Source organism: Agrobacterium sp. 6Ca8, assembly GCF_055382765.1.
Map to the genome: position 1 here is coordinate 430,062 of NZ_AP026435.1, position 15,391 is coordinate 445,452.

Annotated in this window: 19 protein-coding genes; 15 read left to right on the top strand and 4 right to left on the bottom strand. The window is 56.4% G+C overall.

Annotated elements, in window-relative coordinates:
- Nucleotides 1-28: 28 nt before the first annotated feature.
- Complete coding sequence (locus ACZ5A6_RS25755; protein WP_111790826.1) at nucleotides 29-433, bottom strand: host attachment family protein; 405 nt, start codon at nucleotides 431-433, stop codon at nucleotides 29-31.
- A gap of 357 nt (nucleotides 434-790) precedes the next feature.
- Nucleotides 791-1,153 carry a transcriptional regulator gene (locus ACZ5A6_RS25760; RefSeq protein ID WP_111790827.1) on the bottom strand — a complete coding sequence of 121 codons (363 nt, stop codon included), beginning with the start codon at nucleotides 1,151-1,153 and terminating at the stop codon, nucleotides 791-793.
- A gap of 93 nt (nucleotides 1,154-1,246) precedes the next feature.
- Between ACZ5A6_RS25760 and ACZ5A6_RS25765 the strand changes: the two genes are divergently transcribed.
- Genes ACZ5A6_RS25765 through virB11 form a run of 13 tightly spaced genes read left to right on the top strand, consistent with a single transcriptional unit; the run spans nucleotide 1,247 to nucleotide 11,393 of the window.
- The gene (locus ACZ5A6_RS25765; RefSeq protein ID WP_111790828.1) at nucleotides 1,247-1,786 is read left to right on the top strand and encodes a hypothetical protein; all 540 of its coding nucleotides are present in this window, start codon (nucleotides 1,247-1,249) and stop codon (nucleotides 1,784-1,786) included.
- A 1-nt stretch (nucleotide 1,787) separates the two neighbouring features.
- Nucleotides 1,788-2,477: a lysozyme family protein gene (locus ACZ5A6_RS25770; protein WP_111790829.1), complete on the top strand. Its 690-nt coding sequence runs from the start codon at nucleotides 1,788-1,790 to the stop codon at nucleotides 2,475-2,477.
- On the top strand, nucleotides 2,474-2,773 hold the full coding sequence (locus ACZ5A6_RS25775; RefSeq protein WP_464111443.1) for a TrbC/VirB2 family protein: 300 nt from the start codon (nucleotides 2,474-2,476) through the stop codon (nucleotides 2,771-2,773). Before ACZ5A6_RS25770 ends, ACZ5A6_RS25775 begins: the two co-directional genes overlap by 4 nt.
- 2 nt (nucleotides 2,774-2,775) lie before the next feature.
- Nucleotides 2,776-3,117 (top strand): VirB3 family type IV secretion system protein, encoded by a 342-nt coding sequence (locus ACZ5A6_RS25780; RefSeq protein ID WP_013637408.1) that lies wholly within the window; start codon nucleotides 2,776-2,778, stop codon nucleotides 3,115-3,117.
- Complete coding sequence (locus ACZ5A6_RS25785) at nucleotides 3,110-5,491, top strand: VirB4 family type IV secretion/conjugal transfer ATPase (protein ID WP_464111444.1); 2,382 nt, start codon at nucleotides 3,110-3,112, stop codon at nucleotides 5,489-5,491. The genes ACZ5A6_RS25780 and ACZ5A6_RS25785 overlap by 8 nt, the downstream gene beginning before the upstream one ends.
- Nucleotides 5,491-6,189 carry a P-type DNA transfer protein VirB5 gene (gene virB5, locus ACZ5A6_RS25790; RefSeq protein ID WP_464111445.1) on the top strand — a complete coding sequence of 233 codons (699 nt, stop codon included), beginning with the start codon at nucleotides 5,491-5,493 and terminating at the stop codon, nucleotides 6,187-6,189. Before ACZ5A6_RS25785 ends, virB5 begins: the two co-directional genes overlap by 1 nt.
- The gene (locus tag ACZ5A6_RS25795) at nucleotides 6,186-6,419 is read left to right on the top strand and encodes an EexN family lipoprotein (RefSeq protein ID WP_003517253.1); all 234 of its coding nucleotides are present in this window, start codon (nucleotides 6,186-6,188) and stop codon (nucleotides 6,417-6,419) included. Before virB5 ends, ACZ5A6_RS25795 begins: the two co-directional genes overlap by 4 nt.
- Before the next feature lie 4 nt (nucleotides 6,420-6,423).
- Nucleotides 6,424-7,359 carry a TrbL/VirB6 family protein gene (locus ACZ5A6_RS25800; RefSeq protein ID WP_003517252.1) on the top strand — a complete coding sequence of 312 codons (936 nt, stop codon included), beginning with the start codon at nucleotides 6,424-6,426 and terminating at the stop codon, nucleotides 7,357-7,359.
- A gap of 35 nt (nucleotides 7,360-7,394) precedes the next feature.
- On the top strand, nucleotides 7,395-7,661 hold the full coding sequence (locus ACZ5A6_RS25805) for a hypothetical protein (RefSeq protein WP_003517250.1): 267 nt from the start codon (nucleotides 7,395-7,397) through the stop codon (nucleotides 7,659-7,661).
- A 3-nt stretch (nucleotides 7,662-7,664) separates the two neighbouring features.
- The gene (locus ACZ5A6_RS25810) at nucleotides 7,665-8,336 is read left to right on the top strand and encodes a VirB8 family type IV secretion system protein (RefSeq protein WP_003517248.1); all 672 of its coding nucleotides are present in this window, start codon (nucleotides 7,665-7,667) and stop codon (nucleotides 8,334-8,336) included.
- Nucleotides 8,333-9,187, top strand: coding sequence for a P-type conjugative transfer protein VirB9 (gene virB9, locus ACZ5A6_RS25815; RefSeq protein ID WP_464111446.1), 855 nt, complete (start codon nucleotides 8,333-8,335; stop codon nucleotides 9,185-9,187). The genes ACZ5A6_RS25810 and virB9 overlap by 4 nt, the downstream gene beginning before the upstream one ends.
- Before the next feature lie 14 nt (nucleotides 9,188-9,201).
- Nucleotides 9,202-10,374, top strand: coding sequence for a type IV secretion system protein VirB10 (gene virB10 / locus ACZ5A6_RS25820; RefSeq protein WP_153793587.1), 1,173 nt, complete (start codon nucleotides 9,202-9,204; stop codon nucleotides 10,372-10,374).
- An 8-nt stretch (nucleotides 10,375-10,382) separates the two neighbouring features.
- Entirely contained in the window at nucleotides 10,383-11,393 is a 1,011-nt protein-coding gene (virB11, locus tag ACZ5A6_RS25825) for a P-type DNA transfer ATPase VirB11 (RefSeq protein ID WP_174027851.1), read from the top strand.
- 342 nt (nucleotides 11,394-11,735) lie between these two features.
- On the opposite strand, the gene ACZ5A6_RS25830 is transcribed toward virB11, so the two are convergent.
- Nucleotides 11,736-12,056, bottom strand: coding sequence for an ArsR/SmtB family transcription factor (locus ACZ5A6_RS25830; RefSeq protein WP_025591476.1), 321 nt, complete (start codon nucleotides 12,054-12,056; stop codon nucleotides 11,736-11,738).
- Between the two features lie 485 nt (nucleotides 12,057-12,541).
- On the opposite strand from ACZ5A6_RS25830, the gene ACZ5A6_RS25835 reads away from it, so the two are divergent.
- Entirely contained in the window at nucleotides 12,542-13,501 is a 960-nt protein-coding gene (locus ACZ5A6_RS25835) for an AraC family transcriptional regulator (protein ID WP_013637417.1), read from the top strand.
- A gap of 413 nt (nucleotides 13,502-13,914) precedes the next feature.
- Here ACZ5A6_RS25835 and rnk read toward each other — a convergent pair whose 3' ends face one another.
- Nucleotides 13,915-14,328 carry a nucleoside diphosphate kinase regulator gene (rnk, locus tag ACZ5A6_RS25840; protein ID WP_003517236.1) on the bottom strand — a complete coding sequence of 138 codons (414 nt, stop codon included), beginning with the start codon at nucleotides 14,326-14,328 and terminating at the stop codon, nucleotides 13,915-13,917.
- A 518-nt stretch (nucleotides 14,329-14,846) separates the two neighbouring features.
- On the opposite strand from rnk, the gene ACZ5A6_RS25845 reads away from it, so the two are divergent.
- Entirely contained in the window at nucleotides 14,847-15,272 is a 426-nt protein-coding gene (locus tag ACZ5A6_RS25845; protein WP_065687585.1) for a GreA/GreB family elongation factor, read from the top strand.
- The last annotated feature ends 119 nt before the right edge of the window (nucleotides 15,273-15,391 follow it).

A 15,391-nucleotide genomic window follows, 5' to 3' on the forward strand; every position in this document is an offset into this window, starting at 1 on the left:
GGCCGATCACGCCGTTTAGATGCAGGATTTAAGCGATAGCAAGTGCTTTCTCGATATCCTGCACAGAATGGCCAGTCAGATCTTTATCCAGCTCTCCAATAAGAACGTCCGACAACGACTTATGGTAGCCCTTGCGCATCTCACCCAGTGTGCGCGGTGCCGCGATAATCACCAGACTTTTGATCTTGCCCTCAAGCACCTGCTTGTTCAGCATATCCGTAACACCTGCACCAAACCCGTCTTCGTCTTGCTGACTATCGTCGGGATTAGCCGAGCTACTGGAATGTCGGGCGCCGGAAGAGATCTTCGAGCTGTCGATCGCCAGATCTGGCAACGCTGTCAGATTGACAGTCGCCGCATCGCCGTCGTTCCGAAAAAGGCTAAGCTTTTCGCCATCGGCAACGGCAACGACCGTGTTCTGCGGAAGGTCCATGTTGATCTCCTTGGTGAGCAGCTCGAGCCCAGATGACCGACCCTGCTTGTTTCTGTCAGAGAATAACCCCGCTACAGACCATCCGTTCCGCAGCCGGCCCGACAAAACTACAGGATTGGCGTATCGCCGTGATCAGTCACCCCAGCCAAATGCTTGATGGCCTGCCTCGCGCCATCGCTGTGGCAGAGGGTCAGTCGAGGCTGCTGTACCAGGCACAGACCCCTGGAACGAACTCGGCAGTATCCATCGGCAGCGAAAATCTTCCGCGACAATGCTGGTGAGCGGTACGGCACATGCCGACCCTTTAATCTAAAACGGCGTCCACATTAAATACTGTATAAAATATACTTGGTAAAATCACGCATTTCCGGTCGCCGCGGAACCACCAAGCGCGGCAAAAACCTGCGGGGAAAACTCAAACTGTCGAGCCGTTCCTCGCCCCATTGAGTTTCTTCCCAGCGTTTCCGTAAGGATGCCCCGCCGGACCAAGAGTTCAATGGTTTCGATCACCCCACCACGCGTCATTCCGGTAATATCAATCACATTTGAAAGTGTTAACTTCTGATGCGCCTGGTGCATCAGATAGAGAATATTCATCATGCCGATCTGTTTGATGCGCGACTGCGCCGATTCACCGTCGATCGGCTTCTCCAGGATTTCACGCACCGCAAATACGGACAAGGCGTGACTCTGCCATCTTTCACTTAAATTGCTTGCCATCGTTTTAACTATCTATTATTTGCATAGTCAAATAATTGAGACGAGTCGCCGTTCAGTTGAGGCGGACATTTAGGAAGACGGAGAGTAGGGGGCATGAAGGGCCTTTTCTTTCGAATGATCATAGCAGCGTCAGGGTTCGTTTCACTCTATACCATTTCGGAGCGAAGCGCTCGTGCCGACGAATGGGGGTGCCAGGTTATCCTGTGCTTATCCAATCCCGGCGGTCCGACCCAGTATGGCGAATGCAGGCCGCCCGTCGAGAAGCTTTGGAGGTGGTTGGCAAAAGGGCGTTCGTTTCCAACTTGCGCGGGCGTGGGTTTTCAGACCTCACGCCCTCTTTACGCACCATATTACTGCAACGCCGGCTACCGCTTATCTGCTGGCTACGGTCCCAGCGGACGTGACGCGACGTGCATTTCCAAGTCGCTGCAGGCCGTGAGCGATGACTTTTGCCAGCGAGATCGAGACGGTGGCGATCCGAACAAGGGCTCTGTCACGTCACCGAGGTGGCAAAGGGTAGACGGGCGATATCAATGCCTGGCCAATACCGTGGCGCGACCTCTGGTCCGCGAGAAACCTCGATACGTCGATGTGACGATTGAGGGCGTCGGCACGCAGAGGGTGTGGTTCTGACATGCCCGTTGTCTTCTCAGATCTTGCGCAGACCTGCGCACCCTTCGTTGCATCGGAGGCTCTTGCGGGTGTGGTCAGCCCCGAAAGCCGGTTCGCTCCGTTCGCCATCAGGATCAACAGCCGTGCACCGCTCGGGCGGCAACCTGCGACCAAGGCCGATGTAATCGAAGTCGCCGCATCCTCGGAGGCAACATGCCATGACATACACATTGGTCCCGACGGGGTCGGGCCGGAAGAACTGCGCAGATTGAACCTCTCGATACCAGCCGCTGTCGCTCGCTGCCTTAATCTGAATGCTCCAGCGACGCCATTCGACGGCTATTGCTGCCTCTCGGTGAAGGTGGGTGCTGACAGTCCCAGGGCCGAGCAGGTGCTGCAATCCTGCTATGGACGTGACGATCCGTCGGTCGGGGGCGTGGTCAACTATGGCGATCAGGTTCGCCGCGAAATCGAACGGCTCGGACCGACAGTGGCTCGATTTACAATCGGCGACACGGGAAAAGGGTTGCAGACAAACGTGTCGGCGAATTCTTCCCAAGCAGACGTCGTTGCCGAAGTGGTGGCGGAAAACACTCCGGGGGAAGCACACGCGATCTCGGCAGCGTCCGCGTGGGACGTCTTCAAGACCCGAAGCCGTTCATCCGTCCTGGTGTTTCAAGACAATCAATTGGAATTGGAGCAGAGTGAATGATAATTAGTTCCCGGATCAGACCCGTCGTCGCTTCGTCCGTCGCGGCTGTCGCCATTATAGTGACGATGGTTGAGCCCGCCTTCGCGCAAGCCGCCGGCATAGAAACCGTCCTGCAGAACATCGTCGACATGTTGACGGGAAACATTGCCAAGCTTCTCGCCGTGATTGCGGTCATCGTCATCTGCATCGCCTGGATGTTTGGCTACATGGACCTGAGGCGAGCGGGCTTCTGGATCATCGGAATTGGCGGCATCTTTGGCGCCACCGAACTCGTCAACACCATCGTCGGAGCCTGAGGATGGTGGGCGGACAAACGGTTCTCGAAGAAGACACACTCTTCATCGCGTGTACGCGTCCCGCGATGATTGCCGGTGTCACGATGGAGGCGATGGGCTTCAACATCATGGTCACGACGATCCTCTACATCGTCGCCGGATCTATCGCCTACGCGTTCGTCGGCATCGTTTTCCATCTCATCTTCAAAGCGCTCGTCAAGCACGATCACAACATGTTCCGCATCCTGCTCGCCTGGGTCGAGACACGCGGCCGTTCGCGCAACGGTGCCTATTGGGGCGGGGCAACGCTTTCCCCTCTGAGACTGACACGCCGCTTCGACGAAAGGGATATTGGAATTGCCTGACATCGCCACCCTTAGATCACGCGAACTCACGCCTGAGGCATTTATCCCTTACGTGCGGCACGTCGACGAGACGACAATCGCGCTCGAGTCCCGGACACTCATGGTCATGGTCGCGCTCGCAGGCGTATCGTTCGAAACTGCTGATCTGCTCGACATCAACGCGCTCCATCGCGACCTCAACACGCTCTATCGAAATATAGCCGATGAGCGGCTCGCGATCTGGACCCATCTCATTCGGCGCAGGGATAGCGACTATCCGGGCGGAACGTTCGCAACGCCATTCTCCGCCTCGCTCAACGAGAAATACCGGGAACGCATGGCGCGCGAGCACCTCTTCCGCAACGATCTCTATCTGACCGTCCTTTGGTCGCCAGTGCGTGGCCCTGCAGACAAGGCGGGGAAGCTGCTGTCGTACCTTCGACGGTCAAAACGACTCGATGTGGAGCTGGATGAAGAGGCTCTGAAACAGCTTAAGGACAAAGTCGTCAACGTAGTGGCGGGCTTGAGGCGCTTTGAGCCACGGGCCCTTTCTCTTTACGAACAGGAAGGCATGCTCTTCTCTGAACCGAGCGAGGTGCTGCACCAGCTCGTCGGCGGGAGGCGTGAGCGTGTGCCGCTTACCGAAGGTCGCGTCGCCTCGGCAATTTACTCTGATCGCGTAATCATAGGTCGGGAAACGATCGAGATCCGGCATGAGGCAGAAAGCCGCTTTGCCGGCATGCTGAGCTTCAAGGAATATCCAGCCCGCACCAGGACAGGCATGCTGGACGGAGTTCTAAACAGTCCGTTTGAGCTCATTCTCTCACAGTCGTTCTGCTTTGTGTCGAAGGCGGACGCTCGCGTCATCATGGGGCGTAAGCAAAACCAGTTGGTGAGCAGCGGCGACAAGGCGGCTTCGCAAATCGATGAACTTGACGATGCGATGGACGACCTGGAGTCCAACCGCTTCGTGATCGGCGAGCATCACCTGACACTCTCCGTCTTTGCGACCACGTTAAAGGAATTAACCGACAATCTGGCAAAGGTTCGCGCCAGCCTGACCAATGGCGGGGCTGTCGTTGCGCGTGAGGATCTTGGCCTCGAAGCGGCATGGTGGGCGCAACTTCCGGGCAATTTTCGTTACCGCGCGCGCTCAGGCGCGATCAGCTCGAAGAATTTCGCAGCATTGTCACCGTTCCATTCCTATCCGATCGGACAGAAGGAAGGCAATGAGTGGGGACCCGCCGTCGCCCTGCTCAAGACCGCTTCAGGCTCGCCCTACTACTTCAATCTCCATTATGGCGATCTGGGCAACACCTTCATGTGCGGTCCGTCGGGAGCGGGCAAAACCGTGATTGTCAATTTCATGCTGTCACAGCTCGAGAAACACGACCCGCACGTGGTGTTCTTCGACAAGGATCGCGGCGCGGACCTTTATGTTCGCGCCGCCGGAGGCACCTACCTGCCGCTGAAGAACGGGGTCCCCACCGGCTGCGCTCCCTTAAAGGCCCTCAACCTGACGCCGGAGAACAAGGTGTTCCTGGCGCGCTGGATCGGCAAGCTTGTGGGTTCAGGGGCGCGGGAACTGACTGTCACCGAACTTCGCGACATCTCCGGCGCGATCGACGGCCTTGCCGACCTGCCCGCTGAGCGACGCACAATAGGGGCGCTGCGGGCTTTCCTCAACAATACGGATCCGGAAGGTATCGCGGCGAGGCTCCGCCGGTGGGAAGAGGGAGGGCCGCTCGGCTGGGTCTTCGACAATGTCAACGAAGATATCGGATTTGGCGATTTCGGCGGATCAGGGAAGTTCATCGGCTACGACATGACCGACTTCCTCGACAACGAGGAAATTCGCACACCGCTGATGGCCTATCTCTTCCATCGCGTCGAGCAGATGATCGATGGCCGCCGGATCATCATCGTCATCGACGAATTCTGGAAGGCGCTACAGGACGAGGGGTTCCGCGATCTTGCGCAAAACAAGCTGAAGACCATCCGCAAACAAAATGGGTTGATGCTGTTTGCCACGCAAAGCCCCCGCGACGCGCTGAACTCGCCAATCGCGCACACGATCATCGAGCAATGCCCGACACAGATCTTCCTGCCCAACTCGCGCGGCAACCATGCCGACTATGTCGATGGATTCAAGCTCACCGAGCGCGAATACGAATTGATAGCGCGCGAGCTTTCCGTTGAAAGCCGGAGGTTCGTGTTGAAGCAAGGACACAACAGCGTCGTTGCCGAGCTCGATCTCAACGGCTTCGATGACGAGCTCGCCATCCTCTCCGGCCGGACCGCCAATGTCGAACTTCTCGACGCGATCCGCGCGGAGGTTGGAGACGACGTCGAGAACTGGCTTCCCATTTTCCAACAGCGAAGGAGTGCTAGCTGATGACTTCCTATCGACTTCATGGCGTACTGCTCAGCGCGGTGCTCATGCTTGCTGCTGAAGGCGCGTCAGGGCAGGGGATTCCTGTCAACGATCAGGCTGCGATTGCCAAGCAGATCGAGAGCATCGCGCAGCTCAAGTCGCAACTCGACGCGCTCAATGAGCAGATCGGCCAGGCTCGGCAGCTTTATGGCTCGCTCAACAAGCTGACCGATATGGCGGATGTCGCCAACGTTCTCAACGATCCGGCGATCCGCAAGGCGCTTCCCTTTGACTTCGCTGCCATCGAGGGATTGCTCAAAGGCAACGGCACCGGCGTGTTCGGTGATTCCGCCTCAAGGTTTCTGGAAGGTAACTCGACCTACCGCACTGACGCCGATGATTTCTACGCTCGGGAATTGTCCCGGCTTCAGAACAAGAATGCCGGGCAAATGAGCGTTGGTGAGCAAATCTACGATGCCGCGACCAAGCGCATCGACGGGATTGATCAGCTGCGGGGAAAGATTTCCACGGCTGGCGACGCCAAAGAGATTGCCGACCTGCAGGCTCGGCTGCAGGCCGAACAGGCATTTCTTCAGACCGACGTCCTGCGGATGGAGGGGTTGAGGATGGTGCAGCAGGCGCAGAACCAGGTCGACGAACAGCGCAAGGCGGAGGACTGGCGCCAACGGATGGACAATATGAAGGCGGCGCTGCAGTGAAGTGCACCCTCATCGTCCTTTCCCTGGTGCTCTTGTCGGCTTGTTCGCAAGAGGCGGAGCGAACTCATACGGTGGACGAGTTCGTCGCCGACACCGAATTGCTGTCCCGTACGATTACCGAGTGCCGCAACAACCCGGGTGCATTGCGGCAGACGCCCAATTGCCAGAACGCGGAAGCGGCCGAGGTTAAGCTCCGGCTCCAGAACATGCGAAAGGCATTGGGAGGCTGACCAAATGTACCAGGTGTTTGAGTTTATCGACGGTCAGTTCAAGCGGCCGTTGGAGACTTTCGTCTCGGATGGGACGTCGAACATAGCAGAATGGGTCGCTGGTCCGTTGACGGTGGCAGTGACCCTCTACGTCGTCCTCTACGGCTATCTCATCCTTCGGGGCTCGGTCCAGGAACCTATCCTTGACTTCGCCTTCCGCGCGATGAAGCTCGCGATCATAGTGATGCTGGTGAAGAACGCCGGCGAATATCAGACCTATGTCACAAACATCTTCTTCGATGTTTTGCCACGCGAGATCGCTCAGGCGCTGAATGCAGGTACGGCGCCGAGTGCCAGCACCTTTGACAGTCTGCTCGACAAGGGCCAGGCCTCTGCGACCGATATCTGGACCAGGGCTTCCTGGCCGATTGACATCGTCACAGGTGTGGGCGGCATCATGGTGATCGGCGTCAGCTTTCTGGTGGCGGGGATCGGTTATGTTGTTTCCCTTTATGCACGGTTGGCGCTGGCGATCGTCCTGGCGATCGGGCCGATTTTCATTGCGCTTGCCATGTTTCAATCGACGCGCCGTTTTACCGAGTCCTGGATCGGGCAGCTCGCAAACTTCGTGATCCTTCAGGTCCTTGTCGTTGCCGTCGGTTCGCTTTTGATCTCCTGCCTCGACTCGACCTTCACCGCAATCGACAGCTACAGCGACGTCCTTATGCGCCCTATTGCTTTTTGTGCCATCGGGATAGCTGCCCTGTACATATTCTACCAGCTACCTGGCATTGCATCGGCGCTGGCGTCTGGCGGCGCCTCGCTGGTCTATGGTTACACGACCGCACGCGATGCGCATGAAGGCATGCTGGCCAGAGCAGCCTCCCACACCGGCCGGATGATCGGGCGCGGTGCTCGGTTTGCCCGCCGCGCCTTTGGATCAAGAAATGCCGGCGTATGACACCCATTCCAGAACATTAGATAAAGGCCTGCTGAATGATTAAGCCTGCCCTGTTACTCGCCTTCTCAGCCACGCTTGTCGGCTGCGCTTCGATGACCTACCCATTGCCGAACTGCGACGGCTATTCGCGCCGCCCATTGAACCGCTCGATGTGGGACTGGGAGGGCGGCAGCAAGCTGAAACAGCAGCAATCCAACACGAGTTCGTCCACGTCCCTCACACCTTTCGTAGAAGAGGCCAGCGAGACTTCCGCTTTTGCGCATCTGGACATCGACGGTTCCTATCGCCGCTGTGAGGGATGAAACATGGTGACGACAGATAATCTCAAGAGCTACTTCGACAAAGCACGTCGTTTCGACCAGGACCGGATGATCCAGGTCGAGCGATCGAACAGGATTGCCTGGTCGATTGCCATAGTTTCAGGCATTGTCGCCGCTGTAGCCGTCTTCGCCGTCGCGTGTCTCACACCCCTCAAGACGGTTGAACCCTTTGTGGTGCGCGTCGACAATTCGACCGGCATCGTCGATGTCGTGTCGGCGCTGACATCGACGGCTGGCACCTACGATGAGGCGGTGACGAAATATTTCGCTGCAAAATATGTCCGGGCCCGCGAGGGTTACGTCTGGAGTGAAGCACAGGAAAATTTCCGCACCATCGCCCTCTTGTCGACGCAAGCGGAGCAAACGCGTTTCGCGGCCCTCTACCGTGGCAGCAACCCGCAATCGCCCCAGAATACTTATGGTCGCGGGGCTACAGCAAGGATCGATATCGCTTCAATCTCCCTCATCAATCAGAATGTCGTTTCCGTACGCTACATGCGAACCATCACACGTGGCGAGGAGGTGCGAACGACCCATTGGGTTGCGTCGATCACCTATTCCTACGCGAACGCTCCGATGTCCTCGACGGACCGGCTCGTAAACCCGCTCGGCTTCGTCGTCAGCGAGTATCGCGCTGATCCGGAGGAGGTGAGATGATGCGCATCCCTCGAATTCCTGCACTCATCGTGACCCTTTCGATGTCGCCGGCGTTTGCGCTTGAGATACCACGAGGTGCCTCGCAAGACAGTCGTGTCCGGTTCGTGAACTACCAACCCTACAACATCACGCGGGTGGTCGGCACTCTGCGGTCATCCGTACAGGTCGAGTTCGCGGCGGACGAGGAAATCGCCCATGTCGCGCTCGGCAACAGCGTCGCCTGGGAAGTTGCGCCGGCCGGCAACATCCTGTTCCTGAAGCCACGCGAGAGCCAGCCGGTGACGAATATTTCCGTGGTTACGACGCGCAGGGATGGCTCGACCCGCAGCTACCAGATGGAACTGACGGCGCGCGATGGCTCCGTAGAGGCTGGCCAAAACACCTACTTCTACGTGAAGTACAGGTATCCAGGCGATGACGCCGAGCTTCGCCGCCAGCAGGCAGCGTCGAGGGCTCTCTCGGCCCAGGCGAAGGACGCCGACAATGTGCTGGCGCTTCACGAAGCCTATGGCCCTCGAAACTGGCGCTATTCTTCTCAGGGATCGCAGGCACTGGAGCCGCAAAGCGTCTACGACAACGGCAAGATTACAACGTTCGCCTTTGTGGGTAACCAGGAAATGCCCGCGATCTATATGGAGAACTCCGACGGCTCCGAAAGCCTTGTTCCGAAGTCGGTCGATGGAGATCTGGTGATGGTGCACGCGATCAGCCGCAAGTTCATCTTGCGTCGGGGCAAGGATGTGCTTTGCGTCTTCAACGAAGCCTACGACCGCGTCGGTATCAATCCTGAGACCAACACAACGTCTCCTTCGGTGGAGCGCGTCGTGAAGCGCGACATTACCGGGCGATAGGGAAGGGAACAGTCATGGCTCAGGAAGACGAGGATCGTATCCCCGGAGAGCGTGCCGAAACCGTCACCAGTCGTCAGATCGACAACAGCCCTCTCTTGAAACGCGGCGCTGTTGCCATTGCGATCATCGCGTTTGTCAGCTTCGCGCTTTGGTCGACGACGGGAAAGAAGGGAAGGGATGAAAATCTTCAGCCCGAACGGATCATTATTCGTCAGACGACCCCCTTCGAGGCCGCAAAAGAGAAAGTTGAACCGGACCAGGCGCTCCCTGAAGTAAAATTGCCAACGCCTGTCGTCGAACCGGTCATTGAAGAGCAGGACAAGCTGCTCGATTCCGCCCGCCGCGCGCCCGTGATGGCCTTCAGTGGAGGGCAGAGGAATCGGAAAGAGCTGAGGGAAAGCGACAGCTCTTATCCTTCCGACAACAGCAATTTCGTGCCGCTCGACAACAATATGTCTGTTCAGAACCAGCAAAACAATGAGCAGCATCGTTTCGATGGCCTGCTGCGGCCAACGCGGCTTGAAGGCTCAAGGGCCGGTACACTCGGAAACCGCAATTTCATCGTCGCGATGGGAACGACCATTCCCTGCGTTCTTGAAACCGCGCTAGCATCCGACCAGCCGGGATTTACCACATGCGTGATCAACCGCGATGTTCTCTCTGACAATGGCAGGGTGGTCTTGATGGAAAAGGGCACGCAGGTTGTCGGCGAATATCGTGGAGGGCTTCAGCGCGGGCAAAAGCGCCTGTTCATTCTCTGGAATCGCGCGAAAACGCCGAAGGGCGTTATCGTCACTCTCGCATCACCAGCAACCGACGCACTTGGTCGTGCCGGTGTCGACGGCCATGTCGACACCCATTGGTGGGAGCGGTTCGGCAGCGCTCTTCTGCTTTCCATTGTCGGGGACGCGACGAACTATGCAAGCAGTCGGCTGCAGGACAGCGATGTTGACGCGCAAAAAACAACGAGTGCCAGTCAACAGGCGGCCGCCATCGCGGTCGAGCAGTCCATCAATATCCCGCCGACACTCAATAAGCACCAAGGTGAACCGGTTTCGATCTTTGTCGCTCGCGATCTCGACTTTTCCGGCATCTACGGTCTTCGGGTGACCGAACCCAGAAACCGCGTTTTCGATCGTGCGGTCCTGGGGGATTTCGCGCCACGATCGACGCTCCTAACGAAATAGGGCGCGAAATGGCAGAGAGGCAGGACTCGGCTGTCGTCAGCGAACTGATGAAACCGTTTTCGACATTCCTTCAGGACAAGTCTCTCCTAGAGGTGATCGTCAATCGGCCCGGGCAGGTGTTGACGGAAGGTCTAGGTGGGTGGCGGACCTATGAAATGCCGGAGCTGACCTTCGAAAAGCTCATGCGTCTCGCCCGGGCAGTCGCAAGTTTTTCCCATCAGTCGATTGATGAGACGCGTCCAATATTGTCGGCGACGCTACCCGGGAACGAACGAATCCAGATCGTCATCCCCCCGGCGACCATCAATGACACTGTCAGCATGACAATCCGCAAGCCTTCCTCGGTCGACTTCAGTCTTGATGATCTGGAGGAAAAGGGATTTTTCCAGACAGCGTGCGCAGCGACCAGTACCTCCTCCTCCGCGCAGGATGAGGAACTGTGTGAAACATATCGTGCCGGCCGTTTTAAGGATTTCCTGCGGCAGGCCGTCATCGCTCGAAAAAACATCATCATTTCTGGCGCCACAGGTTCGGCGAAAACGACACTTTCCAAAGCATTGATCAAGCATATTCCCGAAAACGAGAGGGTCATTTCAATCGAGGACACTCCCGAGCTCGTTATCTCACAACCGAACCACGTGCGCTTGTTCTACTCGAAAGGAGGGCAGGGGCTTTCGCGTGCCGGACCGAAAGAGCTTCTCGAATCCTGTCTTCGTATGCGGCCGGATAGGATTCTGCTTCAGGAGCTTCGCGATGGGACGGCCTTTTATTATATCCGGAACGTGAATTCGGGCCATCCTGGCTCAATAACCACGGTCCATGCGAACTCGGCCGAATTGGCTTTTGAGCAACTGGTCCTGCTCGTTAAGGAGTCGGAGGGCGGCGCAGGCCTGGACCGGGCCGACATCGTGGGTTTTTTGAAGGCGAGTATCGATATCGTTGCTCAGTGCAGGCGACACAAAGGAAACTTTCGGCTGTCTGAGGTGTATTTCAGGAGTGAGTGTAGAGCCAAGGAATAGCAAACTGAGCGACTCACGGAGTTCCGAGGTGCGGATTGTGGTCCTGATGTTTCTTGTTGGGTGTGTCTCCGTAAAGAGCGCCGAAAGCAGCACGGTAACCGTGTAAGTCGATAAGCGTAGTACACCTTAAGACAACTCTGACGTATGCCTGCAAGATCCTCGTTGTCACTCATCCATGGAGTGTCGATCACAGATCAGGCGACAGCGGACAATATGCGGTCGGACAACCGCTTACAATACATCAAGAAAACAGTCTAAAGCGGCGAGGAATCTTGACTGGCCAGCCAGTCCAATCCAGTGAAGCCATCCATAACGTTACCAGCTTCATGCGCCGGGGCGAATTTATCGCCCGCTTGGCGCCGCAGCCGGAGACACAGGCGGCTGCTCGCGGAAAATCGCTTCCAAAGTGGCTAAAATACGCCGCACGGCATCGGAATGGCTGAAATAGTAGATCACCTGCGCTTCACGGCGGGTTTGTACGACGTTTGCATTGCGCAGCTTGGCGAGGTGTTGCGACAAGGCTGATTGGCTGAGGCCAACCCGGTGTGCCAGCTCACCAACCGGAATTTCGGCGTCAACGAGAATCCGCAGTATTGCGAGCCTTTTCGGGTTTTCCATCGCCGCTAAAAGCTTGGAGGCCGAAATAATTGATTGCTCATCCAGACATCTCTGTATCAAATCCGTATCCAAACCACTTTATGTCGCGGACGTTTAGGCCATAATCCTTGGCTAAGCCATTCGACGTGAACCTTTTTTAGAGGTTGAGAGCCGCGACCGGTAAGGCGCCAATGTTTATAATTAAGAATAGTCGAAAACTCTCACTCTCAAAAGGCGCGTGAAGCCGATGAGCCACCTGTAAAGTGCAGGTGTGTTTCTGAGGTGCAATTTTTTTGCGACTATTGCCAGCGTGCCGGACAAATGTCCTCTGAACCGTTCACTAGACATTGAGAACGTCTTCCGCAACGCAGAGGCTGATTGCAAGCATGATTGATTACGACCGAAATGGAGCAATACCCTCGGTTGATTCCCAGATCTAAATGATGCCGCACCGTTGGTTATTATAGGGACATATGATGCCATTTCAGGTTATTTGAGTTGGTACCTAATGCGCTTTTTATCACGTCAACCTGTGTTGGGATGTGCGGGAAATGTCGGACGGGCTGTACAAAAAGCTCAAGATCTCGTCGAGAGATATTGGGGAAGTCGAAGAGTATCTGAGTGAGGCGTATGCTCCCGTCGCTGTCATGCCACTGGGCTCACACGACAACTACGGGGTCACCGGTCAACTGGCCGTAATCGATGAAGTATTCTTCGAATGGTCGGCGACCATAGGCTCGTATCGCGTTACTCCCATTGCGATGTTCGACGCTGTTCTGTTTAATTTCGCGAGCAAGGGAGCGACCGAATATGACTTCCGGGGTGAAAGGCTATCGATTGCGGCTAATCAGGTCATTGGCTACCGGCACGCCGACAGCGTGGATGTCCTTGATGGTAGCGAACATTCAACAGTCGTTATCTCAGACGCTCTATTATCAAGACGCATGTCGATATTGCTCGATCGGCCTGTGGTTCAGCCGATCGAATTTAGCAAACGCGCTCTGGATCATGGCAAACTCGAAGGGCTTCCGGCTCTTGTTCAAATGCTGAACGGTTCACCATTACAAGGAATTGCCAGGTCATTGAATAAGCAGTCCCCGAGTATGGGTAATCTGATCGTTGACAGTTTTCTTCTAAACTATCCGAACAACTACACGCAAAAACTTGAGGCGCCCGTGCCCGTCATTGCTCCACGACAAGTCCGTCGAGCGATTGATTATATCCATGCGCACCCAGCGGCTAGAAGCTCTCCTGAACTCTTGGCGGGCCTGAGCGGGGTCAGTGTTCGTTCTTTGCAATATTCCTTTTTGAACTGCGTGGGACAAACAATAAGTGAGTATCAGCTTGCTCTGCGCCTTCAAAAAGCTCGCGACGAGATCGATCGGAATAAGGATCGGTCCGTAAAGGAGATTTCTCAGGCGTGGGGATTTGCAACCCAAAGTGCCTTCACCCAGAGCTTCAAAAAAGCATTTGGGGTCAGCCCATCTCAACACCGGAAGGGCGAACTTTAGGCGCTGGATCATCCATGGCATTTATCCGCCTCGTTTTTCGGCGTGGCAATGGCGTTGCAGGATGTGTGATGTCAGTCAAGCATAACCATCTGAGCCGCCACCTGCTCCTCGAACAACTTCGAGAGAGAGGCGATGGATGCCGAAACGATTGCGCTTCTAGTAGCTCATTCAGATATTCAGGTGATGTTCATTCACGTTGAAACGCAAGGCGGTATGCATGGATCGAAGCTTGCCGGGTCATCCAGGGACAGATGGCCAACCAAGGGAGTGGAAGATGAAGCTCTCTGGCATCGATTGGGATCGAAATAGTCGCGATTACTCGCGACGTTTGAATTGTGACCTCGTCAATCGGTGGATGCGGACGGTCGCCGTCAATTTGTAAACGGGTTCTCGTACCATCCGGAATGAGGGTCTTAAGAGGCGTTGACCGTTAAGTCGGCCATCACCTCAAGGACGGTCAACTTGTGTGAATGCCCGTCACGGCCCTTCCACTCGATCTGCTGTCCGGGAGAAAGACCAAGAAGAGCAGCTCCAATCGGGGTCAGCACGCTGACCATTGAGCGTTCGATGTCGGCGAGGCCGGGGTAACAAAGAGTAACCGTCCTTCGGGCTCCGCCTTCCGTCAGGTAGGATACCGTCGACCCGACCGCCACTGCGTCTGCGGGGAACTGGTCATCCTCTACGACATCAGCACGCTCAAGTTCGATAAGCAACTTCTCGGCATCGTCGAGGTCGCGCCCCGGTGCCGCGAGTGCAAGAGCGGTCAGACGAGCGTGGTCAGTCTGCCGGACGATGATGGACGGCTTTGTGTAATCGGTGGTGTTCATTTCATATGCCTCGTACCGCGGCCGAATAGCTGCGTTCTTAAAAAGACTGCTTGTGGAGGGTGAGGTCGCGCAATCCCGCAGGATCAAAGCCCGGGTTCAGACGCGCGACAGCAGTCTACGTCCCGGGCTAGTATCCTTCGACGGGATACTCTCGGCAGAGGCGAAATCTATGGAAATTGCCAATTTTCAACATGGTGCCCTAATCTTGGCATGCCTGAGGGAGAAGTCAAGAAGCACCGTGAGACGCTGCCCGGCGCTTTTGATCTCGGCAAGTGCCCTTGACTTCATGGCACCTTCCATAAATGCTAGGTTGATGTTGAACGAGAGCAAAAGACGCGCAGTGAGCGCTTTCAGGGTCTGCCCCATCGCAGGATCGTAACCGGGTCCGGCCACTGTCGCCTGCCGGATCCAGAGTGGCTACGTCAACACGTTCGCCTTACCATCTGCGGCAAGTCTCTCTTCAAACAAGTCAACGCCCTTCCTCTAGCGATGGGGTTGTTGCGCGGGTCACAATAAACATGTCTTCACTCAGCCAAACCATGCCCATAATCGGGGCAACAGACTTTCACACACTTAGCCGCCTGACGCTCGTGGCCCTGACCAATGATTTCGACGTCGGCCCCGACTTGAGTGAGAAGCTGGAAAACTCCTGGGTCTTGGCAGACGAACAGGTCTCGCTCGACACGGTCTGCCTAGGATCAACTGTCTCGTATGATGTAGAGGGGCAGCAACGCCAGGTTACCCTTGTTCTCCCGAATGAAGTGCTGGCAGACGCGGGCCGCTTGTCTGTATTGACGCCTGTTGGCGTGGCGCTCTTGGGCCTTAAGCCCGGGCAGCGCGGGGAGTGGAATTCTCGCGATGGACACAGACATCAATTGACTGTCGTCCGGGTCGGCCGTGCCGGTGAAAGACGAGCAGCCGCGGAAGCCTTCAGCCACCTCTGAACGAAATGATATCGACGCAAGAAAGGTCTGCAGGACCGGATGTCTGCGCTTGCTTGCGCACGTTCCTCCGCCCTTTGAATGCACCAACAACATCTGTTTCGTATGGTGCTTCAGATGTT

Excerpts from the sequence above, each read along its gene's own strand:
- virB9 (WP_464111446.1), top strand. The coding sequence starts at position 8,333 with ATGATGCGCATCCCTCGAATTCCTGCACTCATCGTGACCCTTTCGATG.
- rnk (WP_003517236.1), bottom strand. The coding sequence starts at position 14,328 with ATGAACACCACCGATTACACAAAGCCGTCCATCATCGTCCGGCAGACT.
- ACZ5A6_RS25805 (WP_003517250.1), top strand. The coding sequence starts at position 7,395 with ATGATTAAGCCTGCCCTGTTACTCGCCTTCTCAGCCACGCTTGTCGGC.
- ACZ5A6_RS25765 (WP_111790828.1), top strand. The coding sequence starts at position 1,247 with ATGAAGGGCCTTTTCTTTCGAATGATCATAGCAGCGTCAGGGTTCGTT.
- virB10 (WP_153793587.1), top strand. The coding sequence starts at position 9,202 with ATGGCTCAGGAAGACGAGGATCGTATCCCCGGAGAGCGTGCCGAAACC.
- ACZ5A6_RS25800 (WP_003517252.1), top strand. The coding sequence starts at position 6,424 with ATGTACCAGGTGTTTGAGTTTATCGACGGTCAGTTCAAGCGGCCGTTG.
- ACZ5A6_RS25760 (WP_111790827.1), bottom strand. The coding sequence starts at position 1,153 with ATGGCAAGCAATTTAAGTGAAAGATGGCAGAGTCACGCCTTGTCCGTA.
- ACZ5A6_RS25770 (WP_111790829.1), top strand. The coding sequence starts at position 1,788 with ATGCCCGTTGTCTTCTCAGATCTTGCGCAGACCTGCGCACCCTTCGTT.
- virB11 (WP_174027851.1), top strand. The coding sequence starts at position 10,383 with ATGGCAGAGAGGCAGGACTCGGCTGTCGTCAGCGAACTGATGAAACCG.
- ACZ5A6_RS25810 (WP_003517248.1), top strand. The coding sequence starts at position 7,665 with ATGGTGACGACAGATAATCTCAAGAGCTACTTCGACAAAGCACGTCGT.
- ACZ5A6_RS25845 (WP_065687585.1), top strand. The coding sequence starts at position 14,847 with ATGTCTTCACTCAGCCAAACCATGCCCATAATCGGGGCAACAGACTTT.
- virB5 (WP_464111445.1), top strand. The coding sequence starts at position 5,491 with ATGACTTCCTATCGACTTCATGGCGTACTGCTCAGCGCGGTGCTCATG.
- ACZ5A6_RS25775 (WP_464111443.1), top strand. The coding sequence starts at position 2,474 with ATGATAATTAGTTCCCGGATCAGACCCGTCGTCGCTTCGTCCGTCGCG.
- ACZ5A6_RS25755 (WP_111790826.1), bottom strand. The coding sequence starts at position 433 with ATGGACCTTCCGCAGAACACGGTCGTTGCCGTTGCCGATGGCGAAAAG.
- ACZ5A6_RS25835 (WP_013637417.1), top strand. The coding sequence starts at position 12,542 with ATGTCGGACGGGCTGTACAAAAAGCTCAAGATCTCGTCGAGAGATATT.
- ACZ5A6_RS25780 (WP_013637408.1), top strand. The coding sequence starts at position 2,776 with ATGGTGGGCGGACAAACGGTTCTCGAAGAAGACACACTCTTCATCGCG.